The sequence below is a fragment of the Acinetobacter sp. 24-47-66 genome, from assembly GCF_056779755.1.
Genome location: NZ_JBWYIL010000001.1, coordinates 230,226 through 253,502, shown reverse-complemented (window position 1 = coordinate 253,502; position 23,277 = coordinate 230,226). Strand labels below are relative to the sequence as shown.

The following is a 23,277-nucleotide window of genomic DNA, read 5'->3' as shown; positions in this document are numbered from 1 at the left end:
TTTGCTTAGATAAACTTTTATTTTCCACCTAACAAATACGAGTTAGACATGAACAATATCACCCTCGCTCCAGTTCAAACTGATCAACCATCTCATTTGATGCCTGTATTCAGCCGTCAACCGATCAGCTTTGTGCGTGGCCGAGGTTCGTATCTTTATACAGCTGAAGGTACAGAATATTTAGATGCGCTGACTGGCATTGCAGTATGTGGTCTAGGTCATGCACATCCAGTTTTGGCAGAAGCAATTGCAGAACAAGCGGCGACGCTTATTCACACCAGTAATATTTATGAAGTACCTTGGCAGACTGCAGCTGCGCAAAAGTTAGCTGAAGTATCTGGTATGGAAGAAATTTTCTTCTCGAATAGTGGTGCTGAATCAAATGAAGGTGCAATTAAAATTGCGCGTAAATATGGTCATATGCAAGGTATTGCTCTTCCGAAAATCATTGTCGCTGATCATTCTTTCCATGGTCGTACAATGGCAACACTTTCTGCGACAGGCAATAAAAAAGTACAAGAAGGTTTTGGCCCGCTCGTTGAAGGTTTTATCCGAGTACCTTTTGGCGACATTGAGGCAATTGAAGAAGCAGCAATCAACCATCCAGATATCGTCGCGATTCTCGTTGAACCGATTCAAGGCGAAGGTGGTGTAAATACTGCCCCTCAAGGTTTTAGTTATCTTGAAGAAATTCGTCAAATCTGTAATCAACATAATTGGTTGATGATGCTAGATGAAGTTCAAACAGGTAACGGTCGTACAGGAAAATATTTCGCGTATCAACATACCAATATTATTCCTGATGTCATGACGACAGCTAAAGGCTTGGGTAATGGTTTCCCAATTGGTGCAGTGATGACTCAAGGTAAAGGTGTAGGTATTCTTACTGCAGGTAACCACGGATCAACTTATAGTGGTACTGCATTAGGTTCGCGCATTGTCTACACGATTATCGATTTGATGCAAAAAGAAAATATTGTTGAAAATGCAGCAACAATTGGCCAATACTTAGTTGATCAATTCCGTACACAACTTTCAGATCAAAACGTTATTGTTCGCGGCTTTGGTATGATGATTGGTATTGAATTACCAAAACCATGCGCAGAGTTGGTGGATATTGCACGCATAGAGCACAATCTAATTATTAATGTCACCGCAGGTAATGTCGTTCGTTTGTTGCCAGCGTTGAATATGAATCAAGAACAAGCTGATGATTTATTAAAACGCTTAGTTCCAGCGATTAAAAACTTCTTGGCTTAAGCCAAGATCAATAAAAAAGCCGCATATTGCGGCTTTTTTATTAAGAAGAACACTTAAGATGCTTCTTGGAATACTCGACCACCAGGCAACTGGCTGAAATATTGTTTTAAAGCATCTAGGCAGCGATGAATTTTCATTGGTTGTTGTTCACGTTTTAATGTCATTGCATTCAAAGTGTATGCAGGTAACTTCCATTCAGGTAAAACTTCAACCAATGTGCCATTCATTAATTCTTTTTGCACATCCAGATATAATAATCGCGCAATGCCGTGACCATTTTGGCACAGTGATTTAGCGACATAAACATTGTTTGTCTGTAAACGATTTTCCATGGACACATTCACCAATTCACGCGATGTACTGTGTTCAAATGTCATCATTTGCTGATTTTTTACAATATTTACTGGAATCAAATCATGCTGTGCTAAATCTTCAGGTCTTGAAATAACTGCATTTTGATTCAAATAACTTGGTGAAGCCACCAAGACTTGATCCACGCGTGCAAGCGGCAGACAAGATAAGTGATTAGACTCATCCACGCGAGAACACATTCTCACTGCAATATCGATTCTTTCTTGAATCAAATCGACAAATTGATTTTCAACTTCAAAGTGAACGGTTAAACCACGATGTGCCGAAATCCAATGCGACAACGCAGGAACTACATGGGTTGCACCGAGTTCTGGCGTTGTTGCAATACGTAAATCACCAACTAAATCGTCTCGTAACTCATTAATTCGAATTTTACCGCGCTCTGCTGCAGCGAGCATTTCTTGACAGCTATGAAAAAAGGCCTGCCCTGCTTCCGTTAAACTTAGTTTTCTTGTGGAACGGTGCAGAAGTGTTACTTCCATTTCTTGTTCTAGTGAACGAATTTGCTGACTAACTGCACTCGTCGTAATGCCTAAATCTCGAGCAGCACCACTGAAAGAGCTTTTTTCAACAACACATGCAAATACGCCCATCGAGCGAAGTTGATCTAACATAAATTTCCCTCTGAAATTATGAGATGCTTCTCTAATTAACAAAAATTAACAAAAGCAACTCATTGTATTATACGAAGAAATTGTTAAATTGCACTAAATATCTTCAGTTGATTGGCAAAATATTTGCTGGATTGATTGGCTTACCATCTAAACGAACTTGAAACTCAAGCATCGTACGGGTTGCACCACTCGAGCCCATTTCTGCAATTTGTTGCCCCGCACTTACGTTTTGCCCACTCTTCACTAACATCCGGTTATTGTGCGCATACGCAGTGATATAACCATCAATATGTTTAATGAGCACCAAATTACCATATTCTTTTAAACCATCAGCTGCGTAAACCACTTGACCATCAGCTGCTGCAAAAATTGGATCACCAACATTGCCACCAAAACGTAATCCCTTGACATTACTTGCCACATTGAAGTTTTCAATGACTGGACCATTCGATGGTTTCACCCAGCGTAATGAAATTGCTTTAGTCGAAGTCGTCGGTACTGCAGCAGTTACCGCTGGTACTGGTGTGGTTTGTGGTGGTGGCGTAACCACAGCTGGTTTTGTTGGTAACTGAATGGTTTGACGTTGAATCTGAGTTTCAGTCGCTGTCAAAGGACGCGTGGTCGAACGTGTCACTTGTCGATTGCCAGAGGGTTTTAATCTTAAAGATTGATTTACATAGATGCGATAAGGCGGTGCAATATCATTCATCTCCGCAATGCTCAAATAGCTCAATCCATAACGTGCCGCAATTTTACTTAAAGTGTCGCCAGAACGAACTGTATAGAAGTCAGGAGCAACCGCATAACGAGCAGAATTGTGGATTTGGGGTTTCGATGCACAGCCCGACAAACCAAGAAAAGAAGCGACAGCAACCGCGATCAATGCTGAGTGAATAGATGGTTTAGACAACTTCAAAACTGTTTTGGGTCTGGCCAAAAGCATGATTTCCCTCTCTGACAAAAGATTAAAAAGACTGAATTCGGCTTAAGAGTAGCAAAATTAATGCTAAATTCACCGTTTCAAATATATTTTTCACAAAGTTATAACACATCCTACCTGTGGTCGTTCAATTAAAGCCCTAGTTGAGATTCAAGTGAAGCCAACACCTGATAATTGGTAGCATCCATTTGGATCGGTGTCACACTGACATATCCATTTGCAATGGCATAAAAGTCTGACTGATAACCAAGTTGGCTTTTTTCGGGATCTGTTACGGCCTCTCCAGCCAAACCAATCCAAACAACTTGACGGCCTCTCGGGTCAACTTGTGTGGTAATCGGTTTCGTTTGTTTTCTTCTTCCTTGATAAGTCACTAATGTCCCTTTTATTTCAGCCGTATCCGGAATATTAATATTGAAAATATGACGCGGTGGTAACTCAGGCAAACCATTTTTAATAAATTCATATACCCAATTTGCAGCTTGTGCATAATCTTGAGCATCTTGATACGAACGAACATTTGGACCAGCCAATGAAACTGCGATTGCAGGTTGTTTCATGAGTCGGCCTTCAAACGCGGCCCCAACTGTACCTGAATACAACACATCATCGCCTAAATTCGCACCACTGTTGATCCCGCTTACAACTAGATCAAATTCAAAATCAAATAGACCATTCATGGACAGATAAACACAGTCCGCTGGTGTGCCATTAATTGCCCATACATCTTCTGAAATTTGCACGGGTGCAATGGACGATCAAGCGTTAATGCACTTGAAAAACCACTCCGCTCACTTTCTGGAGCAACCACTACGACTCGACCCAAAGGTTTTAATGCTTGTGCTAATGCTTGTATTCCTGGTGCGAACACACCGTCATCGTTGGCAATCAAAATATTCAAAACAATTCACTCAATTCATGTAAACCCATCTGTTCGATAGCCTAATCAAAATCCCCCAACACAACAATGAGCACACGCATAGATGTTGAGGTTTTAAACGCCTTTAATCTTGAAAATCTGCTTACCCTTTAATCTTGAAAACTCAGCATGTAGTCATCCCCCTGTTCATACCTGAACTTTTCTTCTTTACTTTCTGAGTTCCAACAGCATTAATACACTTTCTCTATTTTTTAAACACGAAAAAAGATTATTCTATTCTTATAACTAACTTACTAATTTTTGAGTCATTTATGCAAAACCGTTTTTTACAATTGATTTCAACCGCATTTATCAGCAGCTCAATGTTATTTTCAAGTTTCACTTTCGCCAATGCTCAAGACTTAAAAGAAAATATCGAAGTTACTCAACAAAAAGTGACTAAAGATGAACTCGCTGCAATCTATGTCTTTTCAGAATCATGCCCAAGTTTAGTGGAAGAAGATGCGGCGTTTAAAGCAGGCTATCAAAAGCTATTAAAAGACTATTTACCTAACGAAAATTCACCTCAAACCACGCTGAACAATCTAATTAAACAACAGGATTATCAGCAAGCATTAGCTCAAGCGAGACAAGATGCGAAAAACGCTGGAGATAAAGCAAATCAACAAGTGTGCGAGGATATAAAAAAATATCAGTCTTCAGTTAAATAGAGCACGAAATAGTTACAATTCGATTGAAATAAGCCGACTCCACTGCTAGAAGTCGGCTTTGCTTTGTCCTAGAATGCAAAGCTGATTTTTGCGTTCATACAAGATTGGAACTACATAGAATGACCCGAAAAAGCGCCATTGCTGCATTATTACTATTACCTTCATTTACTTATGCAGCAACTGTTTTATCTTCACCACCAGAACTCAATAACAAGTCTTACGTTTTGATGGATTATGAAACAGGTCAAATTCTCGCAAGTAAAAATGAAAATGAAAAACTTGCGCCTGCTTCAATGACCAAAATGATGACCAGTTTCATTATTGAACAAAAGTTGTTGAACGGTGAACTCACGGAAGATGAAAAAGTTCGTATGAACGAGTCTGCTTGGTGTCGTGGTAGTAGTACAGAATCTTGTATGTATGTACCTCTCAACGGCACAGCAACCGTATTAGAAATGTTACGTGGGATTATCATTCAATCTGGTAATGACGCATCTAAGGCGATGGCTGAGCATATTTCTGGGAATGAAGGTACATTTGTACACAGCATGAACCAAGAAGCAAAGCGTATTGGCATGACCAACACGAACTTTATGAACTCAACAGGTATGCCTGCTGAAGGTCATTATTCTACAGCGAAAGATATGGCTACCCTTGCGAAGCACATCATTCATGACAGTTCAAAGTACTATCCTATTTACTCTGAAAAAGAGTTTACTTTTAATGGGATCAAGCAAGGTAACCGTAACGCGTTGCTATATACAGATCCGAGTGTAGATGGTCTTAAAACAGGTCATACTTCTGAAGCTGGTTATTGTTTAACGACTTCAGCTAAACGTGGCCCGATGCGTTTAATTTCAGTGATTTTTGGTGCTCCATCAATGCAAGCACGTGCAACGCAAACACGTGATTTGTTATCTTGGGGTTATGCAAACTTTGAAACTGTCAGTGTTCAACCCGCTCACAAAGAGTTGACCACTTCTAAAGTTTGGTTTGGTCAATCTAATCAAGTGAGTGTGGGTCTTGCTGAAAACTTCAACGTGACTATGCCAAAAGGTCAAGCAAATGCCATTCAAACTCAAATCGCGGTTCAACCGAACTTAAATGCCCCTCTTCAACAAGGGCAAGTTGTAGGTAAATTAACAGCGACACTTGACGGCAAAGTTATTGCGGAGAAGCCGCTTGTTGCTTTACAAGCGGTTGAAGAAGCTGGTTTCTTCTCACGTATGATTGATCATATCAAACAGTTCTTTAGTAATTTGTTTTAAGTCGCAGCTTGACTAAAGATATAAAGGCACTCAAATTCTTTTGGGTGCTTTTTTGTTTATAATGAGTAAAAACAGGCAATTTTTTATGACTGAAAATATCCGCAAATACTTAGAGACTTACCCACAATTTGATACAACAAATTATATTGATCCAACTGCGTTAGTGATTGGTGATGTTTTCTTGGCTGAGAATGTTTCAGTCTGGCCTTATGCTGTGATCCGCGGTGATGTTAATTTTATTCGGATTGGTAAAAATTCCAATATCCAAGATCATTCCATGTTGCATGTCAGTCATAAGAAAGCTGATAAACCTGAAGGTTCACCGCTCATTATTGGTGAGGACGTTACTGTGGGTCATCATGTGAAATTACATGGTTGTACTATTGGTAATCGTGTTTTAGTCGGTATTGGAACGATTATTTTGGATGATGTTGTTGTTGAAGATGATGTGATGATAGGTGCGGGTTCGCTTGTTCCACCCAACAAAGTATTAGAAAGTGGTTATTTGTATGTGGGTAGCCCAGTGAAAAAAGTGCGTCCACTGACTGATAAAGAAAAAGCGTTTCTGCCGTATTCAGCGCAGAATTATGTAAAGGTTTCGGGGAATTATAAATAATTTTGAATTCGCATAACAGCCATTATGTTAAATGGAATCAATCTCTGTCATCAAAGTCAGCATTAATTCTATCGATAGTCCATTTTACTGTATTGTTATCTAAGTAAAAAAAATCTCTATTTAAAATATCATCTTCAAAAATTAAGCCATTAACATCTATCTTCCCTTCTTTTAAATATCCAATAATTTCATATCTTAGACTATTATCTATTTGCTTAATTTGATGGGGATAATGTATTTTCTCAATAAGGTAATTATCAAAAATAGTAGCTTCTAAATCTATAAGGTAATTTTTTTTGAGATCAATACATGAGGGTATTGAAGAACTAAATACCTCTAGAATTTCATTACGAACCTTAATTTTTAGAATGAATTCGAGATCCTCATTAAATTCTATGATTTGAGCTATATATTTCACTTCGATTAAGTTTTCCTAAAATTAACATAATACACCTTATGCGAAATTATCTTTTTTATTTTATATAAATCATAATCTTAAATTACATTCAAAAGTCCAATTTACTTAAATTGGGCTTTTTTGTTGATTCTTCATGTTCCACGCCCTTTATTAAATTATTGATCCAAAGAACTTCTTAGTTAAACTTAAGATAGAACGCCTTCAAAGAAATCCCCTCCCATCATAGCCACACACCTCAAAATTTTATACAATATGCCTTCCCTTCATCTGGTGCTTTTTTATGACCGCTTGGACTGCTCACGTCACTGTTGCAACAGTGGTTGAAAAAGATGGTAAATATCTGTTTGTAGAAGAACAAACAGAAGGTGTCATGCACACCGTTTTTAATCAACCTGCAGGTCATGTAGAAGCTGGTGAAACCCTTATTCAAGCCGCGGTTCGTGAAACCATGGAAGAAACAGGTCACCAAGTTGAAGTCACAGATTTATTGGGTATATACACCTATACCCCACCTATGTTTCCAGATCGTACCTATTACCGCTTCTGTTTTTTAGCAAAATCAACACAGTATTTTGCCAATGCAACATTAGATACAGGTATCGTAGGTGCTGTTTGGATGAACCTAGATGAGCTGTTAGAAACGGCACGCGCGCGTAGCCCATTGGTCATCAAAGCCATTCAAGATGCCCAATCAGGACAAAAATTTCCTTTATCGCTCGTTTATGAGCACCAAAACTCTCCCTTAATTTCAAATTTGGATGCCTAATCCTATGCAACAACGTGTCATCGTCGGTATGTCAGGTGGTGTAGACTCATCTGTCTCTGCGGCTTTATTACTTCAACAAGGATATCAAGTTGAAGGTCTTTTCATGAAAAACTGGGAAGAAGATGACGGCACAGAATACTGCACGGCTATGGATGATCTTGCAGATGCGCAAGCCGTATGTGATCGTATCGGTATCAAATTACATACAGCCAACTTCGCAATGGAATATTGGGATCGTGTATTTGAGCACTTCTTGGCTGAATATGCTGCGGGGCGCACCCCAAACCCAGATATTTTATGTAATAAAGAAATAAAGTTCCGTGCATTCCTCGATCATGCCATGAAATTAGGTGCTGACTTCATCGCGACAGGACACTATGCTCGTCGCGGTGAAACCATGACCAACTCTAAAGGTGAGCAATATGCGCCTTTACTCCGTGGCGTGGATAACAACAAAGACCAAACTTATTTCCTACATGCCGTTCATGGTCGTGAAATTAACAAAACCTTGTTCCCTGTCGGTGAAATTGAAAAGCCTCAAGTTCGTAAAATTGCTGAAGATTTAGGTCTTGTAACAGCGAAGAAAAAAGACTCTACAGGTATCTGTTTTATTGGTGAACGCCGATTTAATGACTTCTTGAAGCAATATTTACCTGCTCAACCGGGTAAAATTGTCCTTGAAGATGGTAAAGAGGTTGGTGATCATCACGGCTTAATGTACTATACGCTCGGTCAACGTGGTGGTATTGGTATCGGTGGAATGAAAGGCGCTGAAGAAGGTGCTTGGTTCGTATTACACAAAGATATCGAAGGCAATCGTTTAGTTGTTGGCCAAGGTCATGAGCATCCCCTCATGCAAAGTACCATGTTATGGTCTGAAGCGATTGATTGGGTTGCAGGTGAGCAAGAGATTCCAGAAAATGGTTTCCGTTGCACAGCGAAAACTCGCTATCGCCAACCTGATCAAGCATGTGTCTTATTTAAAGACCCAAATGCACCGCAAGGTGTACGTGTAGAATTTGATGAACCTCAACGTGCTGTTACGCCAGGACAAAGCGTTGTGTTTTACGCGGATGAAGTTTGTTTAGGTGGCGGTGTGATTCATCATACTAATGCGCCTAAACCTGATTTTATTTAAAGGAATTTTCAGGCATGACAGAGTTACCGTTCCAGCAGCTTCAGACTCTGAATGATCGTCAAAACAGAGCTTTGGCTTTGGCAGCAGTATTTCAATCGACTCAGCTGACACATATGACAGCCATTGCAGGTCGACAAAATATTGGCGAAAACGGTAACTTCTATTTAGAACAATTAATTAAGGCGAGTTTAAATATTCGCCCTACTTCCAATAAGAATTGTCAAACCTTAGATTTTTTTAACCAGCTTGCAGATATTTCTCTGGGATTAAAAACATTAGAAAGTAGCATCACCCAACCATTCAATACTGCACCAAAATCAAGAATACCTAAATTTGCCAATGCAAAACTTCCAATGTCCTATGCAATGGCATTATTACATTTAGAAAAGAAAGTATATAGCAACCCAAAATTCGTTGAAATTATTGAAAAATCACAAGAAAAAATACTAAAACAACTCTCCTTTTTTGATCATAATTATCTACATCCAAGTATTCTTGCAAACCTTGCTCAAACCTATGTCGAAACTGCAGGACAGATTAATCCTCGCATTATGGTGAAAGGCAATGCAGAAGCTTTTAAGGATTCTTCGCACACCAATCGTATTCGTGCTTCATTGTTTACAGGTTTACAGATGGCGCATTTATGGCGTCAGTCAGGTGGAAGTTCATGGAGCATGATCTTCACCAAACGCAAGTTACTGAAAGATATTCAAGATCTCGCTCGTTTACAGTTTCAGGTGGTTTAACCTGATGTATATCGAGTTCTGTTTTACGTTTCATTCCAAAGTTTAAGGAATTGCTATGAACGCTTTAACCGCACTTTCTCCATTAGATGGTCGCTATGCAAGCAAATGTGATGCTTTGCGCCCTTTCCTCTCTGAGTTTGGTTTAATCCATGCTCGTGTGACTGTTGAAGTGCGCTGGTTACAAGCACTTGCAAATCGCCCAGAAATTACTGAAGTGCCAGCTTTTTCTAACGAAACAAATGCAGCTTTAGATGCAATCGTTGCAAATTTCTCTGAAGACGATGCTAACCGTATCAAAGAAATCGAACGCACAACCAACCACGATGTAAAAGCGGTTGAATATTTCTTAAAAGAGAAAATTGCAAACATTGATGAACTTAAAAATGCGGGTGAATTCATTCACTTTGCTTGTACATCTGAAGACATCAACAACTTGTCTCATGCACTCATGCTAAAAAGCGGTCGTGAAGTACTAGCTACGTCTATGCAACAAATCGTGGACTCAATTGTTGCACTTGCAGAAAAACACGCTGATCAACCAATGTTGTCTCGTACACATGGTCAAACTGCAAGCCCAACAACATTGGGTAAAGAAATGGCGAACGTGGCATACCGTCTTGCACGCCAAATCAAACAATTCAATAATGTTGAGCTTCTAGGTAAAATCAATGGTGCGGTAGGTAACTATAATGCTCACCTGTCTGCTTACCCTGAAATTAACTGGCCTGCTCACTCGCAAGCATTTGTTGAATCTTTAGGTCTCACGTTTAACCCATATACAACTCAAATTGAGCCGCACGACTATATGGCTGAATTGTTTGATGCGCTTCGTCGTTTCAACACAATCCTCATCGATTTCAACCGTGATGTTTGGGGTTATATCTCTCTTGGTTTCTTCAAACAAAAATTAAAAGAAGGCGAAGTTGGTTCTTCAACAATGCCACACAAAGTGAACCCAATCGACTTTGAAAACTCTGAAGGTAACTTGGGTATTGCTAATGCAGTCCTTGCTCACCTTGGTGAAAAGCTTCCAATTTCTCGCTGGCAGCGTGACTTAACTGACTCTACTGTTCTTCGTAACATGGGCGTTGGTTTTGCACAAAGCTTGATCGCATTTGAAGCTTGCTTGAAAGGTGTGGGCAAACTTGAATTGAATGCCGACCGTATTCTTGAAGACTTAGACAACGCTCAAGAAGTTCTTGCTGAACCAATTCAAACAGTAATGCGTCGTTATAACGTTGAAAAACCATACGAAAAACTGAAAGCCCTTACTCGTGGTCAAGCAATGACTCGCGAAATGATGGTGAATTTTGTAAATAGTAACGAATTAGAAGCTGTTCCTGCAGCAGATCGTGCGCGTCTTGCTGAAATGACACCTGCATCTTATACAGGTAATGCTGCTGAGCAAGCGAAACAAATTAAAGATTTGATTGCTAAAATCTAAATAGTATTGAATAAAAAAGCGAAGCTTAGGCTTCGCTTTTTTTTGTATGAGACTCATCAAATGTTTCGATAAAAAATCATGCTTCATCAGGGCAGTAACGTATAAAGTCAGTTCTGAGCTTTTCTAATTCATCACCAGTTAAAACATCGCTATAATAAATATAATGAGTCACTTGAGCATATTGAATGTCATGCCTAAACATCATTCCTCGGAGTGATACTGAGATCTCTTCAGGAAAGTCATTCAGAGTAAGCTCTTCAAACTCATAATGAAAATATGCATTTTGCTGTGCAAGAAAAGCAGCTGAAACCGTCATAATAAAAACTCAAAATAAATCATATTCTAACTGATCATCCATGATTGCAATGAGCTATTGATATAAACAACTATTTATAAAAATAATGCGATCTGCAGCTTATTCTCAGGATTGATCCATTACAATCATATGAAGAAATTAATCAAATCAACATATAACAAAATGCACTACAAAAAATTTACTTCTAAACACCACCTCGTATTCTTCACTTTCATAATGGTGCTGATCTTGGCAAGTATAAAGCCTCTTGAATATGCTTCTTATAGCTTACATCAACTTGGCACAGCTTTAATGCTGGTGTTTTTGATCTATATACAAAAGAAAGTTGGTTTGAGTTTTATCGCATTTTCTCTCTATTTTGGATTTCTGATCATTCATATTCTTGGGGCACACTATTTATATTCTTATGTTCCCTATAATGAATGGTTGATGCACAACTTCGGCATAGATTTAAATGCACAGATGGGTTGGGAGCGAAATATGTATGATCGCTTGGTCCATTTTACCTATGGTCTACTTCTCTATCCTTTTTTCCATAGGATCATTCAATTCTATTTACCACAATTATCTGAACGAGTACTTTTTCTTATTGTGGTTCAGTTTGTCATGGCCACCAGTCTCATTTACGAATGGATTGAATGGTCGATTGCGATTAATCTTTCCCCTGAGGCAGCAGAAAATTATAATGGTCAACAAGGTGATATTTGGGATGCCCATAAAGATATGCTGTTCGCAACACTTGGGTCCATGATCACAGGAATAGTGATGTTATATCGAAAATTAGACTCTCGACCATACAAATGATAAATGATAAAAAAAACCAATCATTAGATTGGCTTTTTTTATTTCATCAAATTTAAAGTTTAGGATCACGTAGTTGCACTAAGTTCGCATTAGTTTTGACTAAAGTGTCCATAACTTTATTCATCACAGCAGGAATCAAACTGTCCGCCATTTGTGCCGCTTGCAGTCCTAATTTCTCACCTAAGGTAGGTTTACGGCGAGTTTGAATTAAGTAAACATCATGCACTGTCAATAAACTTAATAAATACTCATCCGAGGTTTGAAGCTTATCAACCAAATTCAAATCTAATGAATCTTGACCGTACCAATGTTCACCTGTTGCTACTTTTTCAACATTTAACTGTGGACGATATTTTTCAACAAAATGCTTGAACAATGCATGCGTTTGTTGCAACTCTTCTTCAAACTTTGCTTTACCCTCTTCCGTATTTTCGCCAAACATGGTCACGGTACGTTTATATTGACCCGCAGTATAAAGCTCAAAATCAACATTATGTTCTTTGAGTAAACGATTAAAATTAGGCACTTGAGCAACAACGCCAATTGAACCAATCACTGCAAATGGAGCAGAAATAATTTCGTTACCGATACATGCCATCATGTATCCACCACTTGCTGCGACTTTATCAACACAAATGGTTAGATGAAAACCAGCATCGCGCAGACGCACCAGTTGAGCAGCCGCAAGTCCATAACCATGTACCATCCCACCTGGACTTTCCAAACGAACTACGACACGATCACTCCCTGCTTTAGCAGTCGCCAAAATCAAAGTAATTTCTTCACGAAGATTCTCTACAGCTGAAGCTGCCATGTCACCTTTAAAATCAATTACATATACTTTCTGATTATTCTTTTTACGCGTGCGTGCTTCTTTTGAAAACTGCTGAGACAACTGCAGAAGTTCAAGTTTAGATGCTGTACTTTGCGCAATTTTTTTTCGTTGTTCATTAATACGCGCATTTAAGTGAGTGACTCGAATTTCGGCAGGAAGTTTCGGCAAATGAAATAACATATAAATTCACATCTCTATAATTCATCTTTATGAGGATAACATGAGGTCAAAATAGACAAATTTCAATAGCTTTATTGAAATGTTATGCCAATCGTAGGATCAATTTGATCAACAATCGGCATAAAAAGTAGATACATTATGCATACTATCTCGATAAAAAATTATCGAACCGATGAGCATCCACGCATCATCTCATGATTGATATCTATCTTTAAAATCAATTAGAGACTCTTATATGATTTGAGAGTGAAGAAATTGAATTATATTAGGATAATAATTCTTAAAATCAATACCTTAATACTTATTATTTTACTTCTTAAACTTTTCTGAAATGCATTTTCAATGCGCCAAATTATGTCGTGTCAGCATATATTTTTCACTATTTTTTTGGCATGATGGTTCCATACATTAATGATGAATAATGATAAATGACTCAAATGCGTTGGCTGGAACTGTTATCAACAGTTCGATTTGGTAGTTCAAAACAAAATACAGAACAAGCACGTAGCCCCTTCCATAAAGATTACGATCGTATTATTTTTTCTCAGAGTTTTAGGCAACTTAACCGTAAAACTCAAGTTCACCCCCTGACTCAACATGATGGCATTCATACGCGTCTAACACATTCCCTTGAAGTTTCTTGCATCGGACGCTCTTTGGGAATGCTGGCAGCTGAAAAAATTCGTGATGAGTTACCTATGTGGATCTCTCCTGCAGATGTCGGTGCAATTATTCAAGCAGCTTGTCTTGCACACGATATTGGTAATCCTCCTTTTGGTCATGCAGGTGAGTACGCTATTCGTGAATGGTTTGATGATGCATCACACGGCGATTTTTTATCGAGTTTAACCCCTGAACAGCAGGCCGATGTTCGCCAGTTTGAGGGCAATGCTCAAGGTCTTCGTCTACTCACGAAAATTGACTATCACCCTAATGACGGTGGAATGCGCCTCACTTACGCAACCTTAGGAGCTTACTTAAAGTACCCATGGCTTTCTAAACCCATCGACTCTCAGGGAAATACGCCTGCCAGTAAACGAGCTAAGTTTGGTTGCTATCAATCTGAAAAAGAAATTTTGCAACAAATTGGTCACCAATTAGGTCTTATACAATATGGTGAATATCATTTCTGTCGCCATCCACTCACCTATTTACTCGAAGCTGCGGATGATATTTGTTATGCCCTGATCGATTTAGAAGATGGCATTATTCTTAACATGCTCAGCTATGAGCAAGTCGAACCTATTTTTTTAAATCTGCTCGGTGACTATGGCACGCCTGCTGAACTTGCAATGCCATACACCACGTGGCAACAAAAGATTGCAGCATTGCGTGGTCGTGTGATGAAACGCTTGGTTGATGAAGTCACTTCCGCTTTTACTAAACATCATTTTGAAATTTTGTCAGGACAGCTTAAAGGTAGTTTGCTCCAATATTGCTCGCCCGATATCGAAGCAGGAATTGATTGTGCAAAGAATTTAGCGCGGGAGAAAATCTTTGAGCACCCTCAAAAATCTGGTTTAGAAATCATTGCACATCAAAGCTTACAGCACATACTAGATGCATTTATTCCGCTTACGACACCCAATAAAATTCATAACTTTAAGGAAGGACGTTTACTGTCTATTATCTCAGGCTTAGGTGTTCGTTTTAGTGATGATCACTATGACAATATCATGCAAGTCTTAGATGTGATCTCAAAATTTTCAGATCATCAGGCTTATCATTTGGCACAGGAACTTCAAGGGAATAAAGTTGGATTTTTATAAACCTTAAATTAGTGTTCAGGAAAAGAGCATAAAGTGTTTTTTGATTTTGCGTTCTGAAGCAATGAACACTACTATGCTGACATAGTGAATTTAACATCGACAAATAAGTGAAATAATTGAATGATTGGATGTCTTATTGGTGAAGTGCTTGCTTTGGAAGCACCAACAGTTTTATTGAATGTAAATGGTGTTGGCTATGAGGTTGATACACCTCTCTCAACATTTTGCCAATTGCAGAAAGGACAAAAAGTCACATTGTGGACGCACTTGGCTGTACGTGAAGATGCCCAATTACTGTATGGATTTTCCAACGCACAAGAAAAAAGTATTTTCCGCACTTTACTTAAAGTGAACGGCGTTGGTCCAAAAATGGCACTGGGTATTCTCTCAACACTCAGCGTAGACATGCTTATTCATACTGTTGAACATGAAGATGTAAACACTTTAGTCAAAGTTCCGGGTGTAGGCAAAAAGACCGCAGAGCGTTTAATGATTGAACTTCGAGATCGCTTTAAGGCTCTTGCAGCTCATCCATCCACATCCAATTCTACAACAGCGCAAATTCAGTTTACGGGTAACTCTGCTGTCGCTGAGGCTGAAGCTGCTTTACAGTCATTAGGTTACAAGCCACTAGAAGCACAAAAGTTAGTCAATGCCGTCAAAGGTGATTTCACCGAGGCATCCGATATTATCCGTGCTGCTTTAAAATCGATGAATAAATAAGATCTCATATTATGCAAGACCGTATTATCAGTGGTTCTGAAAAACCAGAAGATCATTTTGATCGTGCCATTCGACCAACATCATTAGATGATTATATTGGTCAGCCTGTTGTGCGTGAGCAGATGGAAATTTTCATTGGTGCAGCTCGTGGACGTGGTGAAGCTTTAGACCATACCTTGATTTTTGGTCCTCCGGGTTTAGGTAAAACCACACTTGCCAATATTATCGCGCGTGAAATGGGTGGTAATTTGAAATCAACTTCTGGACCTGTGTTAGAGCGCGCTGGTGATTTGGCAGCAATGCTTACTAACTTAGAAGAAGGTGACGTTTTATTTATTGATGAGATTCACCGTCTTTCTCCAGTGATCGAGGAAATCCTTTATCCCGCGATGGAAGATTACCAACTGGATATTATGATTGGTGAAGGCCCTGCTGCGCGTTCAATTAAGTTGGATTTACCGCCATTCACTTTAGTCGCTGCGACTACTCGTGCCGGTTTACTGACCTCTCCGCTTCGAGATCGTTTTGGTATCGTCCAACGATTAGAGTTCTATTCGGTTGAAGATTTGACCCATATCGTTACTCGTTCTGCAAATCTGATGGATGTTCCAATCACAGAAGCTGGTTCTAAGGAAGTGGCTCGTCGTTCTCGTGGTACGCCTCGTATCGCAAACCGTTTACTGCGTCGTGTACGTGACTATGCGCAAGTGAAAGGTACAGGTGAGGTCACACAAGAAATGGCACAACGTGCGCTTGATATGTTGAATGTGGATAAAGATGGTTTAGATACACTCGACCGTCGTTACCTGTCGATGCTGTTAGAACGTTTTGATGGTGGTCCTGCAGGTGTTGAAGCTTTAGCAGCGGCTATGGCAGAAGATTCAGGCACGCTGGAAGATGTCATTGAGCCTTACTTGATTCAACAAGGTTATGTCATGCGTACTGCTCGTGGTCGTATTGCGACGAATCAGGCGTATTTACAGTTTGGAATGACACCACCTGAACCGAAAGAGAAGTGATTTATAAAAGCAGCTTAGGCTGCTTATTTATTGAGAATTTTTTTAAACTCATCTGCCAACTGATCACCCAAATTTGCAATGTCAGTCAAGGATAATAAATCATTTGATTCATCCCACTTTCTAGCATCTATTAATATCTTATTAACTTTTCTTATTAAACCCTCTTCAATAATAAACTTACTCACATAAATGTCTTTGGTATCGGTCTGTTTTATTAATTGATTGTTAAAATGCATTATTGAGATGATCAAAAGTTTCCCAAGTTGAGAAATTATTTTTTCTTTTTCATGCCCAACACTAAAATATAAATTTAGTTTAGTTAAACAAGCATTAGTATTTTCTGTAACGTCTAAAATTTCTTTTAATTTTGAACCAACTAATGTTGAATAATCACTTTTATCAGCTACAGGAAAATTAACAAAATTATCCTTAAATATCATAACTTTTTGAATATACTTAGCTAAAGAGTTAAGACAATCCGATATAATACTTATGATCTCATCTTCCCATTTAAGTTGCTTAGTGTACTGAAATTCTTGTTTTCCTAACTCTCTTTGTTGCTCAAATAATTTTTGATTTAGATTAAAAGCAATTTGTTGTGAACTTTTTATTTCTAGTACTACTGTATTAAAAGACATTTCAGTTAATTTAAAACTTCTGACACCATACCAAATTGCAATGATTGTCGCTGAAATTCCTAGAATAAAAGCTATCGCCATTGCAATCATAAAAGACCAAATTGCTGTCGTATCAGTTGAATGACTCAAATCCAAAGGTATTTTCTGAGTCTCAGGATCAACTAGGATATTCGCAGTATATAAAGGCTGTTGTGGCACAGTCCACGGAAGTTGAATCATGACATCTTGATTATGCTTAAGTTCTTCTTCAACGCCCATTAGCTCCCCCACAACTATTAAAATAATTATTTAAAATGAATTATTTACAAATAATAACAACTTTAAATCTATGGATAAAGCATTAATAATCAAAGCTTCATAGTTACTATACTTTTCATGTATTTTGATATACCTCTTAAGTTTTGCAACCATCAGAAGTGAATGAGAAGCTCCTAAAACTTTTGGATTTTTAGGACATTGAGTTCATGATCTCACTTAGGCTATTTTCTGTTTGTACTATCTTACCCCTTTGTTCAACCTTGAGTTTTGCAGATTGGGTTGATGACGGTGTAAACGCGGTTGAACAACATACCATCAAATTAAGACAACACATTCACCAACATCCCGAACTCGGCAATATGGAATTTAAAACCTCGGCTCTGGTTCAAAAAGAATTAAAAAAATATGGAATTGAAGTCCGCACAGGCTATGCCAAAACAGGTGTAATCGGAATTCTTAAAGGTGCAAAACCTGGCCCAGTGATGGCATTACGTGCAGATATGGATGCATTACCGATTGAGGAAAAAACAGGACTTTCTTTTGCGAGTAAGGCAAAGGCAATCTATCAAGGTAAAGAAACGCCAGTGATGCATGCCTGTGGACATGATGCTCACACAGCAATGTTACTCGGCGCTGCAAAAGTGCTTTCGGAAAATAAAGATAAAATTGCAGGTACTGTTGTGTTTGTCTTCCAACCAGCTGAAGAAGGTGGAGCAGATATTGATAACTTTAGCCATGGCGATCAAATTGGTTCACGTAAGATGATTGCAGATGGGGCTTTAAAAAATCCTAAGCCTGAAGTGATCTTCGGTATGCATGTTATGGCGGGTATGCCAAGTGGTCATATTTTTTATAAAGATGGCACCATTTTAAACAGTGCAGATCATTTGCGCATTCAGGTCAGTGGAAAACAAGTTCATGGTTCTATGCCATGGCTTGGACGTGATCCCATTTATGCTTCATCTCAAATGATTAGTAATATGCAGAGTTTGATCAGCCGTCGTGCAGATTTAACCAAAGGTATGGGGGCAATCAGTATTGGCAGTATCCAAGGTGGAACGGTAGGAAATGTGATACCAGAGCAAGTCAATATGGTTGGCACGATTCGATCAAATAATGAAGAAGTCCGCCAGAATATTCTCAAGGATTTACCAAAGCTCATCGAACATAATGCTCATGCAAATGACGTAAAAGCCAAAGTAGAAATTGCCGCTTATGCCCCCGTCACTACGAACGATAAAACACTAACTCAACTCATCGCGCCCTCACTTGCGAAAGTTCATGGCGAAGATAAATTACATGTGCTCGAGAACAATGCGAGTGCAAGTGAAGACTTTGCCTATTATGGTCAACTTATGCCTTCATTGTTCATTTTCGTTGGTGCAACACCTCAAGATCAAGAGATGAGTAAGGCTGCACCCAATCATAACCCTCAATTTATTGTAGATGATGCGACATTAAAAACTGGCGTTGAAAGCCACATTCGTTTTGTGATGGACTATCCGAATATTGCACAACAAGTTCAAAAAGACTGGATAAAAACACACAATAAGGTTTAAATCATTTTAATGGTAAGTTGAATTAAGGAGAGTCTAGAACGATAATTCTTGACTCTTCTCAAATACATATTTTATTGAAATGCAAATTTCATTATTTCATTAAATTTCAATCGTACTTTTTATCTAATAAATGAAATGATGAAAACCATAAATCTAAAAAAAACAAGTTATTGATTTTTTTAAAAAAATAAACATGGTACAACTATTGCAATATTCCTAATCAATTTCAAAGTAATGAAATTGACTATATTTAAAGGAATAAATTTGATGAAAAAAACAATACTCTGTACCAGTTTGGCCCTAACGGTAAGCACCGCAATTTCTGCCTCACCTTTACTTTCGCATGGCAAGTATCTGCGCTTTGGTATTACCCAGATTGAAGCAGACACACATCCTGGCCTGTTATTTAACAGTGTTGAAACCTCAATTGGTGAAAGTTATCGACCAACCCTAGCCATGGGGCTATTCCTCAGTGACAACATCAGCCTAGATTTATTAGCTGGTATCCCGCCACAACATAATTTTTATGGTGATGGAGTCAAACTAGGCAGCACCAAATATCTGCCACCCACCTTGAGTCTCCAGTACCATTTCAAACCTAAAGGTAATATCAATCCTTATCTAGGCATCGGTTACAACTATGTCTATTTTTATGATACTGACAGTACAGATGGTTCAGATGTTGATCTGTCCAATTCACATGGCATCGCGTTTAACGCCGGCCTAGAATATTTCATCAATAATAAAATTAGTCTAGGTTTTGATTATCGTTATGTCAAAGTAGACAGCGTTGTGAAAATCAATAGTGCGGATGCAGGTAATCTCAAAATTGATCCAAGTCTCTACAGCCTTACACTGGCTTATCATTTTTAAATCATTCAATAAAAAAACAGCCATTTGGCTGTTTTTTATGTTCACCTATCAGGCACTTAGATATGTTTAAATAGTGCTGAACGTGATTGATCCGATGCGCCATCGGCCGCACTGAGAAAGCGTTCTGTATGAATATCTCGTTCAAACAGACGACTTTGCATTAACGTGGAAATCGCTGCATCAATCATGAGTGGTGGACCGCACAAATAAGCTTTATGACCAGAACATTTATTTTCAAAATAATCTGCTACGGCTTCATGTACAAATCCGGTAAATCCATCCCATTGGTCTTCGGGCTTCGGGGCATTCAAGGCTGGTATATAACGGAAATTCGGATATTGTTTTACCCAACCTTCAAATATTTCACGGTTATACAGTTCTGCAACATCACGTGCACCTTGGAATAAATAAATGGTACGGTTATCACCTTGTTCTAATAAATCTTGAATCATTGATTGAGGGCTAGATAGGCCCGAACCACCTGCAATAAAAATCACATCCTTCGTATCAGACTTGCGTACAAAGAATTGTCCATACGGTCCGGAAATTTCTAGCTGGTCGCCAGTCTTTAATGATTCATGGACATAAGTAGTCGCTGCGCCACGCGGTACTTGGCGGATATGTAATTCAACAATACCTTCCTCACTTGGGGAATTGGCGATTGAAAAGGCGCGTGTACCTTCAATTCCAGGGAATTGTATATTGATATATTGCCCAGCTTGGAATTGCATTGGACGGTCTAAAGCTAGACGTACGCCCTTAATTGTCGGTGAGAGATCTTTGATCTCAATCACTTCAGCCTGAAAATCTTCGACTAGATAACCAAGGAAGTCTTCATCCTCATCAACATCAGCTTCAATGACCATATCTGATTCTGGTTTGCAGCAACATGCGAGAACTTTATTTTCTTCACGCTCAATGTCCATTAATGCAAATGGAGAAGCTTCACCAACATCATAATATCCATCTGTCACCTGCACTTTACAGGTACCGCAGGTGCCATGACCACAGGCAAATGGAAGCCATACACCCTGACGTAATGCTGCATCCAAAATGGTTTGATCTTCTTCGACTTCAATGGTGGTTCCAATCGGTTCAATCGTGACTTGATAACTCATTTCAGCGCTCCTTAAACATGACGATGCTGGTAACCATCCAGCCCAGGTGTAATGAAGCGCAATAGTGATTTATGACCAATATTTTGACTTGCCAAGCTTTGATCCAGTTTCGGTTGGAACGACTGACCATCTAACAAATATTCGACTTTTGACCAATCAATTTCAGTAAATTCAGGATGTTGGTGGAAACCACCTTGTATCTGTTGATCAATTAAATCCTGAAAGCTTTGCTGTGGAGATGCCAACATGGCATGTGCCGCACAGTATAAGGTGTGATGATCCCATCCCACATAAATCAGAATGTTGTCGCCATAATGTTTTTGTAGATCACGCGGTTCAAAATCATATTGGTTGTTAATTGCTTTTACTGGCATATCCCTAAACTCCTAAATTCCATGAGTAAGCTGGATAGCCCATTTTAGGACTATCCCCAGCTCGTGACTTACGCCACACCTTTCCATTTTTTCCAGCGTACCTGATCTGGAGAGCCTTCAATGTCTAAGTTGTCTGCACCGACATTAAAGCGGTAATATTCGCGCAACATCACTTCCAGATCAGGGCCACCACAGTTGCCTTGTAGAATTTGGTTCACTGGCAACCAAGCTTGTACATATTTCTCTGGTTCACGCTCGAAAATGTCATGGCAACCATCTGAACAAGTGTGATAACGCTCACCCTTATAGACACTGCTGCGGTAACTGAACATGGTCTGATCACCATCCATTTCAGTAAAGGTCATCGGTACCTGACAGATTTGGCACAGCTGTGGCAAGCCCGCACTATAGAAACGTTTACCTTCCGCTTCCATCTTGCGTGCTAACTCCCAACGTGGACGGTAATATTTGTCAAACGTGTCTGGATATTTTTCTGATAACCAATCCATTTCTTCATCGGTTGGAATCCAAGTGTGGAAGCCAGCCGCATGACCAAAGTTATAGAAAATCCACCATGCTTGATGCGAGACGTGCTCTTTTTCTTTTTCAATGACTTCAGAATATTTAGGCATACGAATGCCGTAGCGGCTCAGGTCTTTAAAGAGCGCCCCACCCGCTTCTTCAAAATAAGTTTCCCATGCTTCTTTCCATGACATAACTTTGTTTGGCAGCATGTAATCCATCATCATGCCGACAATTGATAGTAATCGAGTGCCACGCCAGAACCATTTATCAATCCACTCCTGTACGATCGGCACGTTGTCTTCATGCTGTTCCAGTAGGAATTTGACAATTTCCAGTCCTAGTGTCATATGACGCGCTTCATCTGACTGCGCGCTAAAGCCGAATGTGACGGTTGCCATATCACCGTTATGGGCAGCACCAGACATGAAGGGTACAAACAGCAAGTTGGTCAACACATATTCAAAGGCAAAACTGATAGCCAGTAAGAATTCAAATGGGCCTGCAGAACGCGCATCTTCAAAGAATGATTTAGGTACAGATAAATACCAAACGCGGTCATGCATGTGTGACCAATCTTGGAAGCCATCAAAGAATTTGTTGTAATGGCTCATCGCATGAATCTGCGTTTGCACATGACGCAGTTCATCAATGGACTGCATTTGGGACGCAATACGTGCACCCACACCACTGAACTGACGTCCTACATGGGCATAACCTTGGAAGGCTTGATATTCCAATGGCGTTACAGCAGTTAAAAACAGTTTAATGGCATTTAAATAGCGTTCGTTGGTGACATTCAACTGACCATTATTTTGTGCAAAAGCATCAAAAATTGCGTAGAGCTTTTTCTCTTTTTCCGCTTGATATTTCCAGTAGGCATCCATGGTTAGGCGGAATGGATCTTCCCATTTCGACCAATCCGTAATTTTAATGCCTTCAAATTGTTCATAAGGAAATGCTTCTTTACGGTCTGCATAGGAAAATTCCCAGTCCAGATCACGCGTGAGTGCACGGTAACGGTCTTTGGCATTTAGTTTTTTACCAATTGCATTAATTTTAGAATTCATACCTAAGGTCCTTTATTCTTTTGATATACCGCTTCAATGCGGCACAT

At 39.2% G+C, this 23,277-nt stretch carries 23 protein-coding genes and 1 pseudogene; 14 read left to right on the top strand and 10 right to left on the bottom strand.

Features of this window, described 5'->3' with window-relative positions; translation table 11 throughout:
- Positions 1-48 precede the first annotated feature (48 nt).
- The gene (locus AC1M84_RS01170; protein ID WP_481594243.1) at positions 49-1,260 is read left to right on the top strand and encodes an acetylornithine/succinylornithine family transaminase; all 1,212 of its coding nucleotides are present in this window, start codon (positions 49-51) and stop codon (positions 1,258-1,260) included.
- A gap of 53 nt (positions 1,261-1,313) precedes the next feature.
- Here the strand turns inward: AC1M84_RS01170 and AC1M84_RS01165 are convergent, their stop codons facing one another.
- The 3 genes and pseudogenes from AC1M84_RS01165 to surE form a co-directional block, all read right to left on the bottom strand.
- Positions 1,314-2,246, bottom strand: coding sequence for a LysR family transcriptional regulator (locus AC1M84_RS01165; RefSeq protein ID WP_179998372.1), 933 nt, complete (start codon positions 2,244-2,246; stop codon positions 1,314-1,316).
- 103 nt (positions 2,247-2,349) lie between these two features.
- The gene (locus AC1M84_RS01160; protein ID WP_481594242.1) at positions 2,350-3,189 is read right to left on the bottom strand and encodes a peptidoglycan DD-metalloendopeptidase family protein; all 840 of its coding nucleotides are present in this window, start codon (positions 3,187-3,189) and stop codon (positions 2,350-2,352) included.
- Between the two features lie 128 nt (positions 3,190-3,317).
- Positions 3,318-4,057, bottom strand: a pseudogene (surE, locus tag AC1M84_RS01155) (5'/3'-nucleotidase SurE).
- Between the two features lie 320 nt (positions 4,058-4,377).
- Between surE and AC1M84_RS01150 the strand changes: the two are divergent.
- The 3 genes from AC1M84_RS01150 to AC1M84_RS01140 all read left to right on the top strand — a co-directional run bounded on the left by AC1M84_RS01150 (position 4,378) and on the right by AC1M84_RS01140 (position 6,660).
- A complete protein-coding gene (locus tag AC1M84_RS01150; RefSeq protein WP_092766090.1) occupies positions 4,378-4,776 on the top strand; it encodes an MCR_0457 family protein in 399 nt (132 codons plus the stop codon).
- A 119-nt stretch (positions 4,777-4,895) separates the two neighbouring features.
- Positions 4,896-6,044, top strand: a complete 1,149-nt coding sequence (gene dacC / locus AC1M84_RS01145) for a D-alanyl-D-alanine carboxypeptidase PBP5/6 (protein ID WP_035270478.1) — start codon at positions 4,896-4,898, stop codon at positions 6,042-6,044.
- 85 nt (positions 6,045-6,129) lie between these two features.
- Positions 6,130-6,660, top strand: coding sequence for a gamma carbonic anhydrase family protein (locus AC1M84_RS01140; protein WP_092766088.1), 531 nt, complete (start codon positions 6,130-6,132; stop codon positions 6,658-6,660).
- Between the two features lie 37 nt (positions 6,661-6,697).
- On the opposite strand, the gene AC1M84_RS01135 is transcribed toward AC1M84_RS01140, so the two are convergent.
- Positions 6,698-7,078, bottom strand: coding sequence for a hypothetical protein (locus tag AC1M84_RS01135; RefSeq protein ID WP_092766086.1), 381 nt, complete (start codon positions 7,076-7,078; stop codon positions 6,698-6,700).
- Positions 7,079-7,358: 280 nt separating this feature from the next.
- Between AC1M84_RS01135 and AC1M84_RS01130 the strand changes: the two genes are divergently transcribed.
- The 4 genes from AC1M84_RS01130 to purB are packed head-to-tail and all read left to right on the top strand — an operon-like array spanning position 7,359 to position 11,172.
- Positions 7,359-7,844, top strand: a complete 486-nt coding sequence (locus tag AC1M84_RS01130; RefSeq protein WP_481594241.1) for an NUDIX hydrolase — start codon at positions 7,359-7,361, stop codon at positions 7,842-7,844.
- A gap of 4 nt (positions 7,845-7,848) precedes the next feature.
- The gene (mnmA, locus tag AC1M84_RS01125; RefSeq protein ID WP_481594240.1) at positions 7,849-8,982 is read left to right on the top strand and encodes a tRNA 2-thiouridine(34) synthase MnmA; all 1,134 of its coding nucleotides are present in this window, start codon (positions 7,849-7,851) and stop codon (positions 8,980-8,982) included.
- A 14-nt stretch (positions 8,983-8,996) separates the two neighbouring features.
- Complete coding sequence (gene hflD, locus AC1M84_RS01120) at positions 8,997-9,728, top strand: high frequency lysogenization protein HflD (RefSeq protein ID WP_092766084.1); 732 nt, start codon at positions 8,997-8,999, stop codon at positions 9,726-9,728.
- Between the two features lie 55 nt (positions 9,729-9,783).
- Positions 9,784-11,172: an adenylosuccinate lyase gene (gene purB, locus AC1M84_RS01115; protein WP_481594239.1), complete on the top strand. Its 1,389-nt coding sequence runs from the start codon at positions 9,784-9,786 to the stop codon at positions 11,170-11,172.
- A gap of 76 nt (positions 11,173-11,248) precedes the next feature.
- Here purB and AC1M84_RS01110 read toward each other — a convergent pair whose 3' ends face one another.
- On the bottom strand, positions 11,249-11,488 hold the full coding sequence (locus AC1M84_RS01110) for a hypothetical protein (RefSeq protein ID WP_035265735.1): 240 nt from the start codon (positions 11,486-11,488) through the stop codon (positions 11,249-11,251).
- A gap of 162 nt (positions 11,489-11,650) precedes the next feature.
- Between AC1M84_RS01110 and AC1M84_RS01105 the strand changes: the two genes are divergently transcribed.
- A complete protein-coding gene (locus AC1M84_RS01105; RefSeq protein WP_481594238.1) occupies positions 11,651-12,292 on the top strand; it encodes a DUF2238 domain-containing protein in 642 nt (213 codons plus the stop codon).
- A 52-nt stretch (positions 12,293-12,344) separates the two neighbouring features.
- Here AC1M84_RS01105 and sohB read toward each other — a convergent pair whose 3' ends face one another.
- Entirely contained in the window at positions 12,345-13,307 is a 963-nt protein-coding gene (gene sohB, locus AC1M84_RS01100) for a protease SohB (RefSeq protein ID WP_481594237.1), read from the bottom strand.
- A 428-nt stretch (positions 13,308-13,735) separates the two neighbouring features.
- Here sohB and AC1M84_RS01095 point away from each other — a divergent pair, with 428 nt between their 5' ends.
- The 3 genes from AC1M84_RS01095 (at position 13,736) to ruvB (ending at position 16,818) form a co-directional block, all read left to right on the top strand.
- The gene (locus AC1M84_RS01095; RefSeq protein WP_481592904.1) at positions 13,736-15,076 is read left to right on the top strand and encodes a deoxyguanosinetriphosphate triphosphohydrolase; all 1,341 of its coding nucleotides are present in this window, start codon (positions 13,736-13,738) and stop codon (positions 15,074-15,076) included.
- A gap of 120 nt (positions 15,077-15,196) precedes the next feature.
- Positions 15,197-15,799 (top strand): Holliday junction branch migration protein RuvA, encoded by a 603-nt coding sequence (gene ruvA, locus AC1M84_RS01090; RefSeq protein ID WP_481594236.1) that lies wholly within the window; start codon positions 15,197-15,199, stop codon positions 15,797-15,799.
- An 11-nt stretch (positions 15,800-15,810) separates the two neighbouring features.
- Positions 15,811-16,818, top strand: coding sequence for a Holliday junction branch migration DNA helicase RuvB (gene ruvB / locus AC1M84_RS01085; protein ID WP_035265728.1), 1,008 nt, complete (start codon positions 15,811-15,813; stop codon positions 16,816-16,818).
- Positions 16,819-16,841: 23 nt separating this feature from the next.
- Here ruvB and AC1M84_RS01080 read toward each other — a convergent pair whose 3' ends face one another.
- The gene (locus AC1M84_RS01080; protein WP_481594235.1) at positions 16,842-17,714 is read right to left on the bottom strand and encodes a hypothetical protein; all 873 of its coding nucleotides are present in this window, start codon (positions 17,712-17,714) and stop codon (positions 16,842-16,844) included.
- 206 nt (positions 17,715-17,920) lie between these two features.
- On the opposite strand from AC1M84_RS01080, the gene AC1M84_RS01075 reads away from it, so the two are divergent.
- Together AC1M84_RS01075 and AC1M84_RS01070 are read left to right on the top strand one after the other, a co-directional pair.
- A complete protein-coding gene (locus AC1M84_RS01075) occupies positions 17,921-19,273 on the top strand; it encodes an amidohydrolase (RefSeq protein ID WP_481594234.1) in 1,353 nt (450 codons plus the stop codon).
- A gap of 267 nt (positions 19,274-19,540) precedes the next feature.
- Positions 19,541-20,146, top strand: a complete 606-nt coding sequence (locus tag AC1M84_RS01070; RefSeq protein WP_481592901.1) for an OmpW/AlkL family protein — start codon at positions 19,541-19,543, stop codon at positions 20,144-20,146.
- Between the two features lie 56 nt (positions 20,147-20,202).
- On the opposite strand, the gene AC1M84_RS01065 is transcribed toward AC1M84_RS01070, so the two are convergent.
- From AC1M84_RS01065 to AC1M84_RS01055, 3 genes are all read right to left on the bottom strand, one after another.
- Entirely contained in the window at positions 20,203-21,264 is a 1,062-nt protein-coding gene (locus AC1M84_RS01065; protein ID WP_481588462.1) for a 2Fe-2S iron-sulfur cluster-binding protein, read from the bottom strand.
- 11 nt (positions 21,265-21,275) lie between these two features.
- The gene (locus AC1M84_RS01060) at positions 21,276-21,638 is read right to left on the bottom strand and encodes a phenol hydroxylase subunit P4 (RefSeq protein WP_180027549.1); all 363 of its coding nucleotides are present in this window, start codon (positions 21,636-21,638) and stop codon (positions 21,276-21,278) included.
- Positions 21,639-21,706: 68 nt separating this feature from the next.
- Positions 21,707-23,230, bottom strand: a complete 1,524-nt coding sequence (locus tag AC1M84_RS01055) for an aromatic/alkene/methane monooxygenase hydroxylase/oxygenase subunit alpha (RefSeq protein WP_481594233.1) — start codon at positions 23,228-23,230, stop codon at positions 21,707-21,709.
- Positions 23,231-23,277: the final 47 nt, after the last annotated feature.